The organism is Dickeya oryzae, assembly GCF_020406815.2.
In the GTDB taxonomy this organism is placed as follows: Bacteria; Pseudomonadota; Gammaproteobacteria; order Enterobacterales; family Enterobacteriaceae; genus Dickeya; species Dickeya oryzae.
The window spans coordinates 305,840-326,536 of sequence record NZ_CP162670.1; the positions used below are offsets into that span (position 1 = coordinate 305,840).

14 protein-coding genes are annotated in these 20,697 nt (G+C 55.0%); 9 read left to right on the top strand and 5 right to left on the bottom strand.

What is annotated here, in order from left to right:
* Window positions 1-94 precede the first annotated feature (94 nt).
* The 5 genes from glgB (at window position 95) to glgP (ending at window position 9,536) form a co-directional block, all read left to right on the top strand.
* Complete coding sequence (gene glgB / locus LF929_RS01420) at window positions 95-2,278, top strand: 1,4-alpha-glucan branching protein GlgB (protein WP_226092811.1); 2,184 nt, start codon at window positions 95-97, stop codon at window positions 2,276-2,278.
* On the top strand, window positions 2,278-4,248 hold the full coding sequence (gene glgX, locus LF929_RS01425) for a glycogen debranching protein GlgX (protein WP_038909213.1): 1,971 nt from the start codon (window positions 2,278-2,280) through the stop codon (window positions 4,246-4,248). Before glgB ends, glgX begins: the two co-directional genes overlap by 1 nt.
* Window positions 4,249-4,262: 14 nt before the next feature.
* Entirely contained in the window at window positions 4,263-5,549 is a 1,287-nt protein-coding gene (glgC, locus tag LF929_RS01430; protein ID WP_210177246.1) for a glucose-1-phosphate adenylyltransferase, read from the top strand.
* An 82-nt stretch (window positions 5,550-5,631) separates the two neighbouring features.
* On the top strand, window positions 5,632-7,065 hold the full coding sequence (gene glgA, locus LF929_RS01435; RefSeq protein ID WP_016942920.1) for a glycogen synthase GlgA: 1,434 nt from the start codon (window positions 5,632-5,634) through the stop codon (window positions 7,063-7,065).
* A gap of 23 nt (window positions 7,066-7,088) precedes the next feature.
* Window positions 7,089-9,536: a glycogen phosphorylase gene (gene glgP, locus LF929_RS01440; RefSeq protein ID WP_210175179.1), complete on the top strand. Its 2,448-nt coding sequence runs from the start codon at window positions 7,089-7,091 to the stop codon at window positions 9,534-9,536.
* A gap of 368 nt (window positions 9,537-9,904) precedes the next feature.
* Here the strand turns inward: glgP and glpD are convergent, their stop codons facing one another.
* On the bottom strand, window positions 9,905-11,404 hold the full coding sequence (glpD, locus tag LF929_RS01445; RefSeq protein WP_019845127.1) for a glycerol-3-phosphate dehydrogenase: 1,500 nt from the start codon (window positions 11,402-11,404) through the stop codon (window positions 9,905-9,907).
* A gap of 343 nt (window positions 11,405-11,747) precedes the next feature.
* Between glpD and glpE the strand changes: the two genes are divergently transcribed.
* Entirely contained in the window at window positions 11,748-12,068 is a 321-nt protein-coding gene (gene glpE / locus LF929_RS01450) for a thiosulfate sulfurtransferase GlpE (protein WP_019845128.1), read from the top strand.
* 102 nt (window positions 12,069-12,170) lie between these two features.
* On the opposite strand, the gene LF929_RS01455 is transcribed toward glpE, so the two are convergent.
* From LF929_RS01455 to rbsK, 4 genes are all read right to left on the bottom strand, one after another.
* Entirely contained in the window at window positions 12,171-13,466 is a 1,296-nt protein-coding gene (locus LF929_RS01455) for an MFS transporter (protein ID WP_226092810.1), read from the bottom strand.
* Between the two features lie 5 nt (window positions 13,467-13,471).
* Window positions 13,472-13,951: a YhcH/YjgK/YiaL family protein gene (locus LF929_RS01460; RefSeq protein ID WP_038909208.1), complete on the bottom strand. Its 480-nt coding sequence runs from the start codon at window positions 13,949-13,951 to the stop codon at window positions 13,472-13,474.
* A gap of 102 nt (window positions 13,952-14,053) precedes the next feature.
* Window positions 14,054-14,974 (bottom strand): dihydrodipicolinate synthase family protein, encoded by a 921-nt coding sequence (locus LF929_RS01465; protein WP_016942926.1) that lies wholly within the window; start codon window positions 14,972-14,974, stop codon window positions 14,054-14,056.
* A 55-nt stretch (window positions 14,975-15,029) separates the two neighbouring features.
* On the bottom strand, window positions 15,030-16,241 hold the full coding sequence (rbsK, locus tag LF929_RS01470) for a ribokinase (protein WP_226092809.1): 1,212 nt from the start codon (window positions 16,239-16,241) through the stop codon (window positions 15,030-15,032).
* 278 nt (window positions 16,242-16,519) lie between these two features.
* Between rbsK and glpG the strand changes: the two genes are divergently transcribed.
* From glpG to malP, 3 genes are all read left to right on the top strand, one after another.
* Window positions 16,520-17,344 (top strand): rhomboid family intramembrane serine protease GlpG, encoded by an 825-nt coding sequence (gene glpG / locus LF929_RS01475; protein WP_210175176.1) that lies wholly within the window; start codon window positions 16,520-16,522, stop codon window positions 17,342-17,344.
* Between the two features lie 130 nt (window positions 17,345-17,474).
* The gene (locus tag LF929_RS01480; RefSeq protein WP_012768014.1) at window positions 17,475-18,233 is read left to right on the top strand and encodes a DeoR/GlpR family transcriptional regulator; all 759 of its coding nucleotides are present in this window, start codon (window positions 17,475-17,477) and stop codon (window positions 18,231-18,233) included.
* A 44-nt stretch (window positions 18,234-18,277) separates the two neighbouring features.
* Window positions 18,278-20,695, top strand: coding sequence for a maltodextrin phosphorylase (malP, locus tag LF929_RS01485; RefSeq protein ID WP_210175175.1), 2,418 nt, complete (start codon window positions 18,278-18,280; stop codon window positions 20,693-20,695).
* The last annotated feature ends 2 nt before the right edge of the window (window positions 20,696-20,697 follow it).

Below are 20,697 nucleotides of genomic sequence, written 5' to 3' on the forward strand. Positions count from 1 at the left end.
AGGGCATTCGCATACCAATAAGAGTGCTGAAGAAGTGACCTGTCTCTTTAACATCTTTACTTTATTCAGATGGTTAATTCAGAGGACGGATGCCATGTCAGGATTTTCCGATCGGAACATCATTAATCTCCTTTTTTCCGGCCATTACGCCGATCCTTTTGCAGTATTGGGTATGCACGTCACATCGTCAGGGCTGGAAGTTCGCGCACTGCTTCCAGACGCCAGTGAGGTTCACGTGGTGGATGCACACAACGGACGCAAAGTGGCGCACTTAGCGTGTCAGGACGCACGCGGTTTTTTCGCTTCAGTGATCCCTCGTCGCAAAAAGCCATTCAGCTATCGGCTGGCGGTCACCTGGCAGCAGGATACCTATGTCATTGATGACCCTTATCGGTTTGGCCCGTTATTGCAGGAGTTGGATATCTGGTTGCTGGCGGAGGGACGCCATTTACGACCGTTTGAAACACTGGGTGCACATCCGTCCACGTTGGATGGCGTTGAGGGCACCTGTTTTGCCGTCTGGGCACCGAACGCTCAGCGGGTCTCGGTGGTGGGAGATTTCAATTTTTGGGATGGGCGTCGCCATCCGATGCGGTTGCGGCGTGAGAACGGCGTGTGGGAGCTGTTTGTCCCGGGCGTTGGGATCGGGCAGTTGTACAAATTCGAAATTATCGATTGCTACGGCAATGTGCTGGTGAAATCCGACCCGTATGCTTTTGCCTCACAGATGCGCCCGGATACCGCCTCGGTGGTGAGTGGGCTGCCGCCTGCGCTGCCGGTGGATGAGGCGCGGCAATCCGCCAACGATTTGCAGTCGCCGATTTCCATCTACGAGGTGCATCTGGGGTCATGGCGGCGGCATACCGACAACAATTTCTGGCTCAGCTACCGCGAACTGGCGGACCAACTGGTGCCTTACGTGAAAGAAATGGGTTTTACCCATGTTGAGCTGATGCCGGTGCATGAACATCCGTTTGATGCCAGTTGGGGCTATCAGCCATTGGGGCTGTATGCGCCGACCCGCCGTTTCGGCTCACCGGAGGATTTCCGTTATCTGGTCAATGCGTTTCATGAGGCGGGCATCAATGTGCTGCTGGATTGGGTATCTGGCCATTTCCCGACCGACAGCTACGGTCTGGCGCGGTTTGACGGTACCGCCTTGTACGAATATGCCGACCCGAAGGAGGGTTTCCACCAGGACTGGAACACGCTGATTTATAACTTTGACCGCCACGAAGTGCGTAACTATCTGGCGGGTAATGCGTTGTACTGGACTGAACGGTTTGGCGTCGACGGGCTGCGGGTGGACGCGGTGGCGTCGATGATTTACCGGGACTACAGCCGCCGCGACGGCGAATGGGTGCCGAATCACTACGGTGGTAAAGAGAACCTGGAGGCGATCGGTTTTCTGCGTTACACCAACCAGATGCTGGGCCAGCACCGTGCCGGTGCGGTCACCATCGCCGAAGAATCCACCGATTACGCTGGGGTGACATTGCCGCCGGAACATAGCGGCTTGGGGTTTCACTATAAGTGGAACATGGGCTGGATGCATGACTCGCTGGCCTACATGCAACAAGATCCGGTACATCGCAAATACCACCATGACCTGCTGACCTTCGGCATGTTGTATGCCTACAGCGAGAACTTCGTCCTGCCGCTGTCGCACGATGAAGTGGTGCACGGCAAGCGCTCTTTACTGGATAGGATGCCGGGTGATGCCTGGCAGAAATTTGCCAACCTGCGCGCCTATTACGGTTTTATGTGGGCCTACCCTGGCAAGAAATTGCTGTTTATGGGCTGCGAGTTTGCGCAAGGACGAGAATGGAACCACGACACCAGTCTGGACTGGCATCTACTGGATGAGCCTGAAGGCTGGCATCTCGGCGTGCAAAAACTGGTGCGCGACCTCAACCATTGCTATCGCCAGCACCCGCCGCTTTATCAATGCGACTACCTGCATCAGGGATTCGAATGGGTGGTGGTAGACGATCGTGAGAACTCGGTATTCGCCTTTATCCGACGCGATGCCGACGGCAATGAAATGCTGGTTATCAGCAACTTTACGCCAGTGCCCAGGGAAGGATATCGCGTCGGTATCAATCAGCCGGGGTACTGGCGCGAAGTGCTGAATACCGACTCCATGCATTATCACGGCAGCAATAGTGGCAATCAGGGACTGGTACGCAGCGAAGCGGTCGGCAGCCATTCCCGGCCACAATCGCTGGTATTAACACTGCCACCGCTCTCCACCCTGTATTTGGTGAGGGAGGCGTAATGGTTGAACTGCTGGCGGGTCGTCCCCGACCGTTAGGCTCTTACTTCGATGGCGAAGGGGTGAACTTTGCGTTGTTCTCTTGCGGAGCCTCGAAGGTGGAATTGTGTATTTTTGACGGCCTGCGGGAACAACGCCTGCCGCTGAAGGCCCGTACCGGTGATATCTGGCATGGCTATTTGCCGGATGCCCAGCCGGGCTTGTGTTACGGCTACCGCGTCGATGGTGTGTTCGACCCGAAACGTGGCCTGCGTTTCAATGCCAGGAAACTGTTGCTTGACCCCTGCGCTCGCCAGATGGATGGCTGGGTGGTGGATGACGAGCGGTTGCACGGCGGTTACGACTACCCCGATGCCGAGGACAGCGCGGAAGTGATGCCACGCAGCGTGGTGGTGGATGAACGCTACGACTGGCAGGGTGATGCCTTTCCGCGCACGCCCTGGCATCACACCGTGTTGTACGAAGCGCATGTACGCGGCTTGACCCGACGCCACCCGCGCATTCCGGCATCGATACGCGGTACCTACGCTGCGCTGGCGCATCCTGTGATGCTGGAGTACCTGACGCAATTGGGTGTGACCACACTGGAGTTGATGCCTGTCCAGCAGCATGCCGACGAGCCCCGTTTGCAGTCGATGGGATTGCGCAATTACTGGGGGTACAACACGCTGCTGCCGTTCGCGGTGGACAGCAGCCTGGCGGCGGGGGATGACCCGCTCAATGAGTTCCGTGACGCGGTGCGGGCGCTGCATAAAGCGGGCATCGAGGTGATTTTGGATGTGGTGTTCAATCACAGCGCAGAGCTGGATGTAGACGGCCCTACGCTGTCGCTGCGCGGCATCGATAACACCAGTTACTACTGGCTGACCGGGGAGGGCGATTATTACAACTGGGCGGGATGCGGCAACGTGTTGCGGCTGGATAACCCGGCGGTGTTGCAGTGGGTGATTGAGTGCCTGAAGTTCTGGCATGAAACCTGCCATGTGGATGGCTTCCGTTTTGATCTGGCGACAATTTTGGGGCGCACGCCAGACTTTTCCTCTTCAGCTCCGTTCTTTACCGCGCTGCGTAACCACCGCACGTTGCGCGACTGCAAGTTGATCGCTGAGCCGTGGGATATTGGCCCTGGCGGCTACCAACTGGGCCAGTTTCCGGCACCGTTTGTCGAGTGGAACGACCGTTTCCGCGACGACATACGCCGTTTCTGGTTACTCCGCGATCTGCCCGTTGGGGTATTTGCCCGCCGTTTCGCCGCCTCCAGCGAGGTGTTTGAGCGTAACGGTCGTTTGCCCTGGGCGTCGGTCAACATGTTGACCTCCCATGACGGTTTTACCCTGCGGGATTTGGTGTGTTTTAACCACAAGCATAACCAGGCCAACGGGGAACAAAACCGTGATGGCACCAACAGCAATTTCAGCTTCAACCACGGGACGGAAGGGCTGGAGGCGGATGAGGCCACACAGGCGCGGCGACGCGCCAGCCAACAGGCGTTGCTGACGACACTGCTGTTGTCGCAGGGCACGCCGATGCTGCTGGCTGGCGATGAATTTGGTAACAGCCAGCAGGGTAACAATAACGCGTATTGCCAGGATAACGCGCTGGCCTGGTTGCACTGGGATGAGATGGATACCGATTTGCTCGCGTTTACCGCAGGCCTGATCCGTCTGCGCCGTGCTATTCCCGCGTTACGCAAAGCCGCGTGGTGGCGTGACGACGGAAACGATGTTCGGTGGCTGAATGCGCAAGGAGAGCCGCTGACGCCATATGAATGGGAGCAGGGGGCACATCAGTTACAAATCCAGCTTTCCGAACGCTGGTTGCTATTGCTCAACGCCACGACGCAGACGAGTGAGTTTTCGCTTCCCGCAGGGGAGTGGCGGGTTTCGCCCCCCTTTAGCGCGGCTGACCATCCGCTCAACGGACGGGTTTGGCATGGGCAGGCGAATGCGGTGTGCGTACTGGTAAAACAATAAAAAAGGAGTCTGACATGGTGAGTACTGACAAACATGATCCCCTGATGCTGGCCAGACAATTGCCCTTGAAATCTGTCGCACTGATTTTGGCGGGCGGGCGTGGAACCCGGCTGAAAGACTTAACGGCGTACCGTGCCAAACCCGCGGTGCACTTTGGCGGTAAATACCGAATTATCGATTTTGCTCTGTCTAATTGCCTGAATTCCGGCATCCGTCGTATTGGCGTGATTACCCAGTATCAGTCGCACACACTGGTGCAGCATATCCAGCGCGGCTGGTCATTCCTGAATATTGAGATGAATGAATTTGTCGATTTGCTGCCAGCCCAGCAACGGCATGATGAAAACGATCACTGGTATCGCGGTACTGCCGATGCCGTATGCCACAACCTGGATATCATCCGGCGCTACGGGGCGGAATACGTCGTGATTCTGGCCGGTGACCATATCTATAAAATGGACTATTCCCGCATGCTGCTGGACCACGTGGAGAATGGCGCGGAGTGTTCGGTCGCGTGTATTCCGGTGCCTATCAAAGAAGCACACGCCTTTGGCGTGATGAGCGTGGATAAAGACAACCGCATTATCAGTTTCGACGAGAAGCCCGCTAACCCGGCACCGATGCCGGATAACCCCGATATGGCGCTGGCCAGTATGGGGATCTACGTCTTCAACGCCAAATACCTGTACCGGCGGTTGGAGGAGGATGTGTGCACCTCGGATTCCAGCCATGATTTCGGCAAGGACTTGATCCCAAAAATCGTGGCGGAAGGGAATGCCTGGGCGCATCCCTTCACTCTCTCCTGCGTGACGTCTTCGGACAACGCGCCGCCGTACTGGCGCGATGTGGGCACGCTGGAAGCCTACTGGCGCGCCAACCTCGACCTGGCCTCGGTGATGCCGGAACTGGACATGTACGACCATAACTGGCCGATTCGCTCGGCGATGGCGGCGTTACCACCTGCCAAGTTCGTCCAGGACCGCTCCGGCAGTCATGGCCTAACCATGAATTCGCTGGTATCCGGCGGATGTATTGTGTCCGGCTCAGTGGTCACGCATTCGGTGCTGTTCCCTCGGGTACGTATCAACTCCTTTTGCAGCATCGATTCATCGGTGTTGTTGCCGGATGTCAACGTCGGACGCTCATGCCGCTTGCATCGTTGCATCGTCGATCGCGCCTGCGACATTCCAGAAGGCATGGTGATTGGCGAGAACGCTGAGGATGACAGCCGTCGTTTTTATCGTTCCGAAGAGGGCATTGTGCTGGTGACGCGGGCCATGTTGGCGAAGCTCACGTCCTGACCTGATTGTGTACCCGGCCGTAATGGGTCGGCGGATTGATGCTGCCCACGTGTGGGGCGTGGGTGGTGGAATGGGAGACAAGATGCGGGTATTACACGTGTGTTCAGAGCTATTCCCTTTGCTGAAAACCGGGGGACTGGCGGATGTGGTGGGCGCGTTGCCCGGTGCGCAGATAGCGGCGGGGATGGATGTACGAGTGCTGTTGCCGGCATTTCCCGACCTGAAAAAAGGTATCCCGGACGCGCAGGTCGTGAGGGAGCTGGATACGTTTGGCGGTCATGTCACGCTGCGTTATGGCCATTACAACGGGGTGGGCATCTATCTGATCGATGTCCCGCACCTGTATGAGCGGGCGGGCAGCCCGTATCACGATACGTCGTTATTCGCCTATACGGATAACGTATTGCGCTTTGGTTTGCTGGGCTGGATGGGGGCGGAAATGGCCAACGGCGTGGATCCGTTCTGGCGGCCAGACATCGTTCATGCCCATGACTGGCATGCCGGTCTTGCCTGTGCGTATCTGGCGGCGAAAGGTCGACCGGCAAAATCGGTATTTACCGTCCATAATCTGGCTTATCAGGGATTATTTGATGCCCGTCACATGTCGGAGTTGCGCTTGCCGCCGGAGTACTTCCACATGTACGGGCTGGAGTTTTACGGCCAAATCTCGTACCTCAAGGCCGGGCTGTATTATGCGGATCATGTCACCACCGTCAGCCCGACCTATGCCCATGAGATTACTCAGGCTGAGTATGGGTATGGGCTGGAGGGGCTGCTCAAGTCGCGTGAAGAGCAGGGGCGTTTGTCTGGCATCCTCAACGGGGTGGATGATGAGATCTGGAACCCGTCACACGATGCCTTGCTGACCGCTACCTATAGCCGTGATGAGCTGGCGCGCAAAGCGGAAAACAAGCGGCATTTGCAAACGGCGATGGGACTTAAGGTGGATGACCGTGTGCCGGTGTTCGCCATCGTCAGTCGCCTGACCAGCCAAAAAGGGCTGGATATCGCCTTGCAGGCCGTGCCGGATTTGCTGGAACAAGGTGGACAACTGGTGGTGTTGGGAGCAGGCGATGCCACCTTGCAGGAAGGTTTTCTGGCGGCGGCGGCGGAGTATCACGGCCGCGTCGGCGTACAGATTGGTTATCACGAAGCGTTTTCGCACCGCATCATTGGCGGGGCGGATGTGATTATGGTTCCTAGTCGGTTCGAACCCTGCGGGTTGACCCAGTTGTACGGCCTGAAATACGGCACGTTACCGCTGGTCAGACGCACCGGTGGACTGGCGGATACCGTGGCAGATTGCTCGCTGGAAAATCTGGCTGATGGCCTGGCGAGCGGTTTTGTGTTCAGCGATTGTAATACCGCGTCGCTGTCGCGGGCGATTCGTCGGGTCTTTGTGTTGTGGTCGCGCCCTTCGCTTTGGCGTTATGTACAACGTCAGGCAATGGCAATGGATTTTAGTTGGCAGGTCGCTGCCCAGGCCTATCGTGCGCTTTATCAACGTCTTTGGTAGTACGCATCAGTGGGAATGACATTATGAACTCTCCATTTATCTACAACTCACCTACGCTCAGCGTAGACGCGTTGAAACACTCCATCGCTTATAAGCTGATGTTTACCGTCGGCAAGGATCCCAGCATCGCCAGCAAACATGACTGGCTGAATGCCGCGGTACTGGCGGTGCGGGACCGTATGGTCGAGCGCTGGCTGCGTTCTAATCGTGCACAGTTATCACAGGATGTCCGACAGGTTTATTACCTGTCGATGGAATTCCTGCTGGGGCGCACACTGTCCAACGCGTTGCTGGCGATGGGTATGTTTGATGACCTGCGTGATGCGCTGGAAGCGATGGGGCTTGACCTGAACGAACTGCTGGAAGAAGAAGACGACCCGGCATTGGGCAACGGCGGGCTTGGTCGTCTGGCCGCCTGTTTCCTCGACTCGCTCGCCACCATGGCGCTGCCGGGACGGGGTTATGGTATTCGTTATGAATACGGTATGTTCCGGCAAAATATCGTCGATGGAAAGCAGGCGGAGTCGCCGGATTACTGGCTGGAATACGGTAACCCGTGGGAATTTGTGCGTCACAGCACCCGCTATAAGGTGCGGTTTGGCGGCCGTATCCAGCAGGAAGGGAGCAAAACCCGCTGGCTGGAAACGGAAGAAATCATCGCCTGCGCCTATGACCAGATAATCCCCGGCTTTGATACCGACGCCACCAACACCTTGCGGCTGTGGGCGGCGCAGGCCAGTAACGAAATCAATCTCGGTAAATTTAATCAGGGCGACTATTTCGCGGCGGTAGAAGATAAAAACCACTCCGAAAACGTGTCACGTGTGCTCTACCCTGATGACTCCACCTATTCCGGCCGCGAACTGCGTTTACGGCAGGAATACTTTTTGGTGTCTGCCACGGTACAGGACATCCTCAGCCGTCACTGGACGATGCATAAAACCTACGCCAATCTGGCGGAGAAATTTGCCATCCACCTTAACGATACCCATCCGGTATTGGCGATCCCTGAGTTAATGCGGCTGTTGATCGATGAGCACAAGTTCAAGTGGGATGTCGCCTGGGATGTGGTCACCAAGGTGTTCTCCTACACCAACCACACTCTGATGGGGGAAGCGCTGGAAACCTGGCCGGTCGACATGATGGGCAAAATCCTGCCGCGCCATCTGCAACTGATTTTCGAAATCAATGACCGTTTCCTGGACGAGGTGCAAGAGCGTTTCCCCAATGATGTCGACCTGCTCAAGCGGGTATCGATCATTGATGAAGAGCACGGGCGTAAGGTGCGCATGGCATGGCTGGCGGTGATCTGTAGCCACAAGGTGAACGGGGTGTCCCAGTTGCACACCGACCTGATGGTGCAATCGCTGTTCGCTGATTTCGCCCGGGTTTATCCGGAGCGCTTTTGCAACAAAACCAACGGCGTGACGCCACGGCGCTGGCTGGCGCTGGCAAACCGCCCACTGTCGAAAGTGCTGGATGAAACCATCGGTAAGACCTGGCGTACCGATTTGAGCCAACTGGCCGACCTGAAACCGCACATCGATTACCCGGCTTTCCTGCAGAAAGTGCGTAAAGCCAAGCAGGAAAATAAATTACGGCTGGCGGTCTACATTGCCCAGCATCTGGATATTGTGGTTGACCCTAACGCGCTGTTTGATGTGCAGATCAAGCGCATTCATGAGTATAAACGCCAGCTACTCAACGTGTTGCACCTGATAACGCTCTATAACCGCATCAAGGATGACCCGGATTTGGACCGCGTACCGCGCGTCGCCATTTTCGCCGGTAAGGCCGCCTCCGCGTACTACATGGCTAAACACATTATTCATTTGATCAATGATGTGGCCAGCGTGGTCAACAACGATCCGGCGGTAAAAGACAAACTGAAGATTGTGTTCATCCCTAATTACGGCGTTAGCCTGGCGCAAATCATTATTCCGGCGGCAGACCTGTCGGAGCAGATTTCGCTGGCCGGTACCGAGGCCTCTGGCACCAGTAACATGAAGTTTGCGCTCAACGGTGCACTGACCATCGGTACGCTGGATGGTGCCAACGTCGAAATGCGTGAGCGGGTTGGGGAAGAGAATATCTTTATCTTCGGTAATACGACGGAGCAGGTAGAGGAATTACGTCGCAACGGTTACAACCCACGCGAGTTCTACAATCAGGATGAGGAGTTGCACCGGGTCCTGACGCAGATAGCGACGGGGGTATTCAGTCCAGACGAGCCGCGCCGTTATGCTGACCTGTTCGACTCGCTGGTCAATTTCGGCGATCACTATCAGTTGCTGGCGGATTACCGCAGTTATGTGGACAGCCAGGATAAAGTGGACGAGATATATTGCGATGAAGATGAATGGACGCGTCGCACATTGCACAACATCGCCAATATGGGCTATTTCTCTTCCGATCGTACGATTCAGGAGTACGCCGACGAGATTTGGCACATCAAGCCAATACGGTTGTAGACAAACAGCGCTGTCGTTTTGTTATTGGCGATTTATGTTGGAGTAGCATGAGGTTTCGTGCTTGATGACATCCGTTATCCCTTTGCGGCATCATCGCATGCACGACAAGGAGAGGCTCAAACGCCGCCTCTCCTTGACCTCTGGCTGAGTGCTAAACCGTGCCGCTAACGCGGTTCCTTCGGCATTCGCCTTCGCTGTTCGGGCCGCCTGTGACGCGCTCCCGGCGCGGCACAGGCTTTCGCAGCATCCATGCCGCTCACCCGGCGAAGTCGCCTGCCTCAGCACGGTTTTTGACGCCGAATCCCCTTCGTTTGGATTGAGTGGGACCACAGCTACGACTTCCATGAGGAAGCCGTTTTTCTTTAGTATTAACCCGCTTTGGCTAACTGGCTGCGGTAGCTGACCAGCCAGTCGGCGACGCGCTGGCGTTGTGCGTCGTCCAGCCACATGCCGAGCTTGGTACGACGCCAGATAGCGTCTTCCAGCGTGACAACCCACTCATGTTCCACCAGATAACGTAACTCGGCTTCGTACAGGTTATGGCCAAAATGTTCGCCCAGGTCGCTTAAGGATTGGGCGTTGCCGAGGATTTTCTCGCTCTGGCTACCGTAAGTGCGGCTGTAACGACGTGCCAACGCTTCCGGCAGATTGTAACGGCGGCGCAATGTCGCGGCGTAATCTTCGCGGCTGCCGCTGATATCACCACCGGGCAGAATGGCGTTACGAGTCCACGCTTGTCCGGCTTGCGGGTAGTATTTCACCAGTTTTTCCAGTGCGTGTTCCGCTAACTTACGGTAGGTGGTCAGCTTGCCGCCAAATACGGACAGCAGCGGTGCCTTACCGTTTTCATCGGCAACCGACAAGGTGTAGTCGCGGGTGATAGCCTGCGGCGAATCGGATTCGTCGTCGCACAACGGGCGTACACCCGAATACGTCCAGACGATATCGTCACGTGTCAGCTGCTTTTTGAAATGGTCGTTATACACATCCAGCAGGTAACGAATTTCGTTGTCGTCGATCTTCACCTGATGCGGATCGCCGTGGTATTCCACATCGGTAGTACCGATGATGGAGAATTCATCCTGCCACGGAATCACAAACACAATGCGGTTGTCTTTATTTTGCAGAATGTAGGCCTGCTCTTCCTGATGGACGCGCGGCACAACGATATGACTGCCTTTAATCAGACGAATGCCATATGGTGATGGCAGCGCCAGACCGTCATCGAAGAACTGGCGTACCCACGGACCGGTTGCGTTAACCAGGCCTTTCGCCTGCCAGCGGTGGGTTTCACCACTGAGAGTATCTTCGGCTTCGACGATCCACAGGCCGTTTTCGCGATGCGCGCGGGTGACCTTCATGCGGGTTTTCACCTCACCGCCACGGCGCACCACTTCCTGCGCGTTCAGCACCACCAGACGGGCATCGTCCACCCAGCAATCGGAATATTCGAAACCGCGCGTTAGCTCGGGTTTTAACACCGATTCACGGCCGAATCGCAGCCCGTGGCTGGACGGCAGGCTGACACGTTTGCCCAGATGGTCATACATGAACAGACCGGCGCGGATCATCCAGGCTGGGCGCAAATGCGGCTGGTGCGGCAGGCGAAAACGCATCGGGAAAATGATGTGTGGTGCCATTTTCAGCAACACTTCGCGTTCAGACAGCGCTTCCCCCACCAGCCGGAACTCATAGTGCTCCAGATAGCGCAGGCCGCCGTGAATCAGCTTGGAACTGGCGGAAGAAGTCGCACAGGCCAGATCCTGCGCTTCCAGCAGCAGGACGGACAGCCCGCGCCCGGCGGCATCAGCTGCGATGCCCGTGCCGTTAATGCCTCCGCCGATCACGATCAGATCTTGGGTTTCCACGTTTTCTCCTCCGCTACGTCAAACGCCGCCATGGTCGGCCGTTGAAAGTTAAAATGTTCGTTTTCGCTCACGATATTAATCGAAAACAAACATGTTAGCCAAGCGTTAACCAATTAAAAACATTTGCGCGTGATACAGCTAACAGTTTCGCGCCTGATTTCATTGAGAATAGTCCTTCTGCGTCGGCTTATGCCGTCACGATACCTGCGTGAGCGCGCGATATCCCTGTGTTTTGTCCGGTCTATCCGTGCGGTGGGTGGGTTACAATGCCGACAATGTCAGGCAAAGCCGTTGATAACCCTTTTTTAACCACGAGTTTTCACCACGAACGATGAGGCAGGCAATGGAGCAGTTTGAGGCAATCGATATTGAGCAGGCGTATCAGCGCTGGCAGCAAGGCCAGTCGTTGGTTGATATTCGTGACCCGCAGAGTTTCGGTGCAGCGCATGTACCGGGGTCAACCCACCTGACCAATGAAACCTTGTCAGATTTTGTGCGCGGTGCGGATTTTGAACAGCCGGTGATGGTGATGTGTTATCACGGCATCAGTAGCCGTAATGCGGCGAATTACCTGATAAGCCTGGGTTTTGAGGCGGTATACAGCGTGGATGGTGGTTTCGATGCCTGGCAAAAACGCTTCCCGCAGGATGTCGCGGCAGGGTAATGCTGTGAACCGGTATGGTGCCTGATGCGCCATACCGGTTGTTGTCATCTGTTTATAAAACCGTGTGTTTATAAACCTATCTGTCTATAAAACCTTAAAATTTCACACTGTTATTGGTTTCTTCACGAACAAGCCGTAGCTCAACGCACCCAGCATCAGCAAGCCTGCACCCAGGAAGAAAACATTGGTGAACACCCCTGTGGCATCCAAAATCACGCCGGTGATGATGGGAGCACTGGCCGCACCGAGAAAACCGCCGAAGTTCTGAATTGCCCCGAGTGATGCCACCTGCTCTTTAGGCGCGATGTCGGTCGCCAGTGTCCAGATAACGCCGGAAGGCAACTGCGAGCAGAAATACCCCAATGACAGCAGCAGGATAGACAGCGAGGTGTTGCTGACAAACGGGATCGGTGCAACAAAGCAGGCCGCCAGTGCCGCCCCCATGACGATCGGAATTTTACGGGCGGTAATGGTGTTGACGCCGCGACGAATCAGACGATCAGAGATAGCCCCACCGCACAGCACACCGAGAATACCGGCGAGGAACGGAATCGAGGCGATCCAACCGGTTTGTTTCAGTGTAAAGCCAAGGGATTTTTCCAGATAACCCGGTAGCCAGGTCAGGTAAACCCAAATGGTGAACATGATGGAGAAATTACCCAGAATCATGAACCAGGTGGTTTTATGGCGGAACAGGGCACCCCAGCCTTGCTGGTTTTTTGCTGCTTCATGGCTGGATGCGGCTGTCGCTGCGGTGTCGGCGTGGATGTCGCGCTCTTCGGCCGCGGTCGGTTCGCGATAAAACTTAAGCCAGACCAACAGTAACGGAATGCCAGCCAGACCAATGGCGATAAACATGCCGCGCCAGCCCAGTGTCAGCAGCAGTACAGTCAAGATCGGTGGTGCAACGGCGTTGGCAATTTGCGAGCCGGTATTGATGATGGCGGTCGGCAGGCCGCGTTCGCGGGCGGAAAACCAGCGATGGGTGATTTTAATGCCTGAGGTAAAAAAGGGCGACTCGGCTATCCCCAGCAACATGCGCAGTCCATAAAACATGGAATAGCCGTTGATGAACCCGGCCAGCACGGTAAAGGTTGACCATAACCCTACCGCGCCGGAGAACATCTTTTTCGGCCCCAGTTTATCCACCAGCCAGCCGGCCGGCAGGTTAGCCAGTGCGTAAGGCCACAGGAAGGCAGACAGCAGCATCCCCATCTGGGTGGCGCTAAAACCGAATTCTTTGGCGATGGTGGTATTGGCAATACTTAAGTTGGCGCGGTCGAGGTAATTGATAACCGCTGCCATCAACAGAATGAAAATGATCCCCCAGCGTAAGCGGGTAATCGGCGAGGTAGGGATAACCCTATTGTCTTGTAAGGCAGAAGTGGTATTTTTCATAATAATCAGCAATCCGTAAATAAACTGATGTGAATTTTAATAACTGCTTTTCGAATAAAAGAGGGGCCATTGCTTTGGCAACATGGCCGATGTAGATCTTCTGGAAAGAAAATGGCAAACATGCCGGGTGTTAGTGAAATAAAACTTTCGTTTTGAGTATCACGATAAAAAACAATATCGTGCTGCTCGCGTTTATTTTCAATCACGCTATTACGACGGCTACCTCGCGCAACGCCGATAGTTTCTTCTCCCTGTAATAAATATTGAATATCGACATACTGGAAATGCGATTCTGCCAGCCTGTCCGCGGCTGGTTCGGTGGTGAACTCCTGTAATAGACAGAACATCTTTCCGGGGATAATGTCATATTTACCGGTCGCCATAACGGCGAAATCGGTGGTAGAGATATAATCGATGGCCTGGTGAATAATCGGATGTAACGCGTATTTTTCCAGAGCCCAGTCTTGTTGATCGCAAATAATCATAGTGGGTTATTCCTGGTGAGCGACAAGGTTGTGTCATTAAACCGGCAGGGGGATATTTCCACCTGCCGGACAATACGCCGGTAAAAAAAAGTGACGTTATCGTTATTGGATTTTTTGTTGGTAATGCTCTGTTCCCTGACGGATCTGATCGAGGATCACCGACAAGGCCCAGAATTTTTCCAGCACATTATCGCTGGTGACCCGGCAGTTATCGTGCTCGAAAGTCCCCAGGCGCTGGTGGTAAATCTTGGCGTTTTTGGGGTAGCCCAACGTTTCGGTCACTGCCGCCAGTGACAGGAAGGTCGCCAGTTCCTGCGCCAGTTCTGGTTGCTGCTGGCTTTGGGAATAAAGCCACTGATAGAGCTCTGGGTGGAAATTGGTGAACACACCGCTAAAGCCCTTGGAACCGGCGCGCATTGCCGGAAACGCGATGGCGGCGTTGGCGTTGATGATGTTCAGCGGTGTGCCAGCCGTGAGTTTCACTCGGCGTTCTACCGTTGGCAGGTCGCAGCTCACGTCTTTGAGTACCACAAAACGGCCGCTGTTGGCGCAGTGCATCAACTCGTCATCGGTTAACAGGCGGCGATACGGTGCCGGGCACTCGTACAGGCCGAGCGGCAACGTCGCAGGCAGGGATGCCAGCAAGGTCTCCAGCGTCTCAAAGAACGTCTCTGAGCCCTGGTTTTTCGGGTCCAGATGGTTGGTGACCAACACCAGTGCGTCGATGCCGGTGTCCGCCATCGCCTGCAATTCGGCTATCTGATCATTGATGTCGTCGCTGATGTGACCGGATGCGATAACCGGTATGCGCCCTGCAACCTGTTCTACCACAAAACGCGCCAGATTCACGCGCTCCTCCAGGCTGAGAAACAGCATTTCGCTGGACTGACAGACGGCGAACAGTGCGTCCACGCCTTTATCCAGATACCAGTCGATAAGCGTTGCCAGACCGGGGTAGTCTATTTCGTTTCTGGTGTTAAACGGGGTCAGCATGACGGGAACGATGCCTTCGATGCTTTTCATTCTCTTTCTCCTTGCCCGAAAACCGCTTCGGGGTGTTTAAAATAGGGTGTGGGGATTAGCGTTGTGCCAGCCGGTTCGTCACTTGCTGATGCGTTGGCATATTGGCCGCCCCTTCCCGTTCGACCGCCAGAGAGGCAAACGCATTTGCGTACGTGGCGGCCTGCGCCACGCTTTGCCCGGCGGCGACGGCAGCCGCGAAGGCGCCGTTGAACGCATCGCCAGCGCCGGTGGTATCCACGCTGACAGCAGGAAAGGCCGGGATATGCTGAAATTGCTGGCCGTCAAATAGCAGGGCGCCATTGGCACCCATGGTGATTATCACCCTCGCCGCACCAAGCGCATGGATTTTTTGCACGGCTTGTCTGGCGCTCTCAAGGTTACTGATTTCAATACCGGATAAGAGCGACGCTTCCGTTTCATTTGGGGTGATGATATCCACATAATCGAGACAGGAGACGACGTCATCGGAATAGGGGGCCGGATTCAGGATAATTCGGGTGTCGAGCGCTTTAGCTAATTTCATGGCGCTCAAGGTCGCCGGGAAGTTATTTTCCATTTGCAGCAATAATACATCTGCGTCTTCCAGGTCGGGCATAATCTCAGCGATTTCTTCATCGGTCAGTGTTTTATTCGCCCCGGAGTAAATGGCAATCATATTTTCGCCGTTTTGTTGCGAGACATAAATAATCGCATTACCGGTGGGCTCTGTTTCTGACTGGTATAATTTAAAGGAATGAATAGGGGATTTTGACAAATGCTCATAGGCGAAATGACTGAATTGGTCTTTTCCCACTTTAGATACGAAATGTACTTTTGCTCCGGCCATGCTGGCCGCCATCGCCTGATTTGCGCCTTTTCCTCCCGGCCCCAATGCACTGCCTTGCGCCAGCAATGATTCTCCACCTTTAGGAAAACGGGCGACCCTGGCAACAATATCCACATTAAACGAACCAAGAATACAGACTTTACCTTTCATGGTTTTATCCTTTTTTCGGGTACTTCTATTTCTGACCTGATTCTTTATTTTTTTTAACAGGACTTCGAAGTCTTTCCCGGTTTCGGTAATCAGCTGAGATTGCAGACTACGCCGAATCATAATGGCGCCACCGTGACAGCGTTGAACTAATCGCTGTCGGGCCAGCGCATTCAGATCACTGCGGATGGTTTCTCTGGTGACAGAAAAAACCTCGGCCAGATACTCCACGCTGACGCGATCATGTTGATCCAGATAGTCCAGAATCTTGTTTCTGCGTTCTTCAAGAAACATACCGTTAACACCTCTTGAATGAGAGTAATGGAGCCGCCCTGGTTGAAAAGTGACCGTGATCATAGGATGTCGGATAAAACGGAAGTAAACAAAAATCCCCACTACATCTACCGGGCCGCACTGGAGGCTGTCAGTACGCAGGGGGGCAAGATGTGAAAGCCGTCACACTGATATTGAAATAGGCAAGATAATCAGCGGTTATTACGCTGCGTTCCGGGTTGCAAATGTTTTAGAATCGAAAACATAAATTCATTGGCGGGAAGCGTTGGGCTATTGTCATGATTCGAATTGTTGCGCTATCCAATCCGCGTCTGGCGCAGGCGTTTGTCGACTATATGCACACGCAGCAGATCCGGCTGGTGGCCCGTATTAACGGGAACGAAGTGGATATCTGGCTGCCGGACGAAAGCCAGCAGGTGCGGGTAAAGCAGGAGCTGGAACGCTTTCTGCAAGAGCCGTGGCATGAGCGTTATCAGGCCGCCAGCTGGCAGAGCGGCACCACCAACAGTGGGCTGCGTTACCCGTCGTATTCCTATCTGCAAACCTTACGTCAGCGTGCCGGGCCACTGACACTGGGCATGCTGGTGGTCGCCATTGCGGTTTACCTGTTGATGCAGGTGTATGGTGTTAATCGCATGATGACGCTGCTGGCCTTCCCGGACAGCAGCCAGACCCTGCAACTCTGGCGCTGGTTCAGTCATGCGTTGTTGCATTTTTCGCTGTTGCACCTGCTGTTTAATCTGATGTGGTGGTGGTATCTCGGCGGTCCGGTGGAACGTGTCTTGGGTACCCGGCGATTGTGTGTGATTTTACTGCTGTCATCCGCGATTAGCGGGTGGGTGCAGTCCTGGTTTAGCGGCGTCTATTTCGGCGGTTTGTCCGGCGTGGTATACGCCCTGATGGGGTATGTCTGGTTACGTGGCGAGCGTGAGCCGGGCGGGCCGCTTCACCTTCAACGCGGCCTGATGGCGTTCGCGCTGGTGTGGCTGGTGGCCGGGTATTTCGATATTTTGGGCATGTCTATCGCGAATGCAGCGCATGTCTCGGGGTTAGTCATTGGTGTGTTGATGGCATGGTGGGATACGCGCCAGCACCGCCGTTAACGCTATCATACCGTTATCGCAGCCTGATACGTGGTGTAGAGCCGCGTGGCTACTGCCGTGTGCATTTTACAATGAGCGCGGTTTCTTAGTTGGCCGACATGAGGTCATGTCGGCGTTTGAGGGGATTAATGTGAAGCAAACACAGCGGCACGACGCCATTATCGATCTGGTGCGTCGGCAGGGATACGTCAGTACCGAAGAGCTGGTGGAACATTTTGCAGTCAGCCCGCAGACCATTCGCCGTGATCTGAACGATCTGGCGGAACAAAACAAGATCCATCGTCACCACGGTGGCGCAGCATTGCCCTCCAGTTCAGTGAATACGGCTTACCATGATCGAAAAATGATGTGGTCTGATGAAAAAGCCAGGATTGCGAGGCAGGTCGCCAGTCAAATTCCGGATGGTGCTACGCTTTTTATAGATATCGGTACGACACCGGAAGCGGTGGCTCATGCGCTGATGAATCATAAGGATTTACGCGTGGTCACCAATAACCTGAATGTGGCAACGTTACTGACCGCCAAAGAAGACTTCCGCCTGATACTGGCGGGAGGCGAGGTGCGCAGCCGCGATGGCGGCATCATTGGCGAGGCCACGCTGGATTTTATTTCTCAGTTCAGGCTCGATTTCGGCATTTTGGGCATCAGTGGCATTGATATGGATGGCTCGTTGCTGGAGTTTGACTACCACGAGGTTCGCACCAAGCGTGCAATCATCGAAAACTCCCGTTGCGTGATGTTGGTGACGGACCATTCTAAGTTTGGCCGTAATGCGATGGTCAATTTGGGCAACATGGATTTGATCGACTATCTTTTTACCGATCAGTTACCGCCACCCAGTGTGCTGAAAATCATCGAACAACATAAGGTACAGTTGGAGTTGTGCTGATCCCGACGTGCCTTTTTCCATCACCCGCAAAGGAGAGAGGCACGATGTCACCCTTATTCAATCCTTCCCAGTTTACTGTGGCGTTGCAACGCCAGTTGCAGGCTCTCGCTCAGCCGTCGTTACAGGCACTGTCGTTACGCCAGTGCTGGCAAGTGGTGAGTGCGGCGCTGACAGAGCAACTGGATGTGTTGATAGCTGCCGAGTCGTCTCCACCTGATGACGCCACGTCGGTATCGCGGCATGTGAACTACCTGTCGATGGAGTTCCTGCCGGGTCGCCTGACTGGCAACAATCTGCTCAATCTGGGGTGGTATGACGCGGTGGCGGAGGCGCTGGCTGAGCACGGACTGGTGCTGAGTGATGTGCTGGAGCAGGAAACGGACCCGGCGCTGGGTAATGGTGGGTTGGGGCGATTGGCCTCTTGTTATCTGGACGCGATGGCGACAGTGGGACAACCAGCGATAGGCTACGGCCTGCATTACCAATATGGCTTGTTCCGCCAGCATTTTGACGCCGGTTTCCAGCGCGAAACCCCGGATGACTGGTTGCGCGACGTTTACCCTTGGGCGCGTCCCCGCCCGGAGCTGGCGGTAGAAGTCGGTTTCGGTGGTGAGTTGGTCACCCAGCCGGATGGCCGCGAGCGTTGGATTCCGGATCAGGTTGTCATCGGCGAAGCCACCGATATCCCGGTTATCGGTTATCTCAATGGTCGTGTACAGCCGTTGCGGCTATGGCAGGCTACCCACAGCGAGCCATTTGATCTTGAACAGTTTAATGCGGGCCATTATCTGAAAGCCGAGCAGCAGGGTATCGCTGCCGCCAGCCTGACCAAAGTGCTTTACCCGAACGACAATCATGCGGCAGGTAAAAGACTGCGCCTGATGCAGCAATATTTCCAATGTGCCTGCGCGGTCGCGGATATCTTCCGGCGGCATGAACGTGCTGGACGGCCGCTGGCGACATTACCTGATTATGAGGTGGTGCAGCTAAACGATACCCACCCGACGCTGGCGATTCCCGAAACCCTGCGCCTGTTACTGGATGAATACGACTTATCGTGGGAGCAGGCCTGGCAACTGACCGGGCGCTTATTTGCCTACACCAACCATACTCTGATGCCGGAAGCGCTGGAGTGCTGGGATGAACGGCTGTTCGGTCGGTTATTACCGCGCCATCTGTCGATAATCAAAACCATTAATGCGCATCTGCGCCAGCAGGTGGATGCTCGCTGGCCGGGTGATAAGGGTGTCTGGGCGCGGCTGGCGGTGGTGTATCGCCGTCAGGTGAGAATGGCGAACCTGTGCGTGGTGGCGTGTTTTGCGGTGAACGGCGTCGCCCAGATGCACTCGGACCTGGTGGTACGCGACTTGTTCCCGGAATATCACCAGTTGTGGCCGACGAAATTTCATAACGTCACCAACGGCATTACGCCGCGCCGTTGGCTCAGGCAGTGCAATCCGGCGCTGTCTTCATTGATAGATGACACCCTGCGTACCGAATGGGGTAACCGGCTCACGTTATTGGAAGGGCTGGCTCCCTACGCGCAGGATAGTGGGTTTCAGGCGCGCTATCGCCGCATCAAGCAGGACAATAAAACGCAACTGGCACAATTTTTACGGCGCGATTACGGCATCCATATCGATCCGAGCGCATTGTTTGATGTGCAAATCAAACGGTTGCATGAATATAAGCGGCAACATCTGAATTTACTGCATATTTTATCGTTATATAAGCGATTGCTTACCGAACCTGGATTGGATATCGTGCCGCGCCTTTTCCTGTTTGGTGCCAAGGCGGCACCGGGCTATGTTCTGGCCAAAAATATTATTTACGCCATCAACTGTGTGGCGGAACACATCAACCGGGACAAACGGGTCAACGATCGCCTGAAAGTAGTTTTTTTACCGGATTACCGCGTCTCGCTGGCGGAGCGGATTATTCCGGCAGCCGACGTATCAGAGCAGATTTCCACCGCAGGCAAGGAAGCGTCTGGGACGGGGAATATGAAACTGGCGTTGAATGGCGCCTTGACGGTGGGGACGCTGGATGGCGCCAATGTGGAGATGGCGCAGGAAGTCGGTGCGGAGAATCTGTTCATCTTCGGTCATACCGTCGAGCAGGTAAAAGCGTTGATTGCCGACGGCTATAAACCCACCCGTTACATTGCCGAGAATCCACTATTAAAGGAAATCCTGACTGAACTGGGAAAAGGAAAGTTCAGCCATGGAGATAAAACGGCGTTCGCCCCTTTGCTCGATAGCCTGCTAAAACTGGGGGATCCTTATCTGGTGTTGGCTGATTTCGCCCCTTACTGCCAGGCTCAACAGCGTGTGGATGAACTGTATCGTGAACCTGATGAATGGACGCGTCGCTGCATTCTGAACACGGCTCATATGGGCATGTTCAGTGCTGATCGGGCAATTCATGATTATCAGAAACGCATCTGGACGATGCGTGATTAAGG

Bases quoted from the DNA above. Each gene is read 5' to 3' on its own strand.
- glgB (WP_226092811.1), top strand. From the start codon at position 95: ATGTCAGGATTTTCCGATCGGAACATCATTAATCTCCTTTTTTCCGGC.
- LF929_RS01465 (WP_016942926.1), bottom strand. From the start codon at position 14,974: ATGAAAAGCATCGAAGGCATCGTTCCCGTCATGCTGACCCCGTTTAAC.
- LF929_RS01460 (WP_038909208.1), bottom strand. From the start codon at position 13,951: ATGATTATTTGCGATCAACAAGACTGGGCTCTGGAAAAATACGCGTTA.
- glpE (WP_019845128.1), top strand. From the start codon at position 11,748: ATGGAGCAGTTTGAGGCAATCGATATTGAGCAGGCGTATCAGCGCTGG.
- glpG (WP_210175176.1), top strand. From the start codon at position 16,520: ATGATTCGAATTGTTGCGCTATCCAATCCGCGTCTGGCGCAGGCGTTT.
- malP (WP_210175175.1), top strand. From the start codon at position 18,278: ATGTCACCCTTATTCAATCCTTCCCAGTTTACTGTGGCGTTGCAACGC.
- LF929_RS01455 (WP_226092810.1), bottom strand. From the start codon at position 13,466: ATGAAAAATACCACTTCTGCCTTACAAGACAATAGGGTTATCCCTACC.
- glgA (WP_016942920.1), top strand. From the start codon at position 5,632: ATGCGGGTATTACACGTGTGTTCAGAGCTATTCCCTTTGCTGAAAACC.
- glgP (WP_210175179.1), top strand. From the start codon at position 7,089: ATGAACTCTCCATTTATCTACAACTCACCTACGCTCAGCGTAGACGCG.
- glgX (WP_038909213.1), top strand. From the start codon at position 2,278: ATGGTTGAACTGCTGGCGGGTCGTCCCCGACCGTTAGGCTCTTACTTC.
- rbsK (WP_226092809.1), bottom strand. From the start codon at position 16,241: ATGTTTCTTGAAGAACGCAGAAACAAGATTCTGGACTATCTGGATCAA.
- glgC (WP_210177246.1), top strand. From the start codon at position 4,263: ATGGTGAGTACTGACAAACATGATCCCCTGATGCTGGCCAGACAATTG.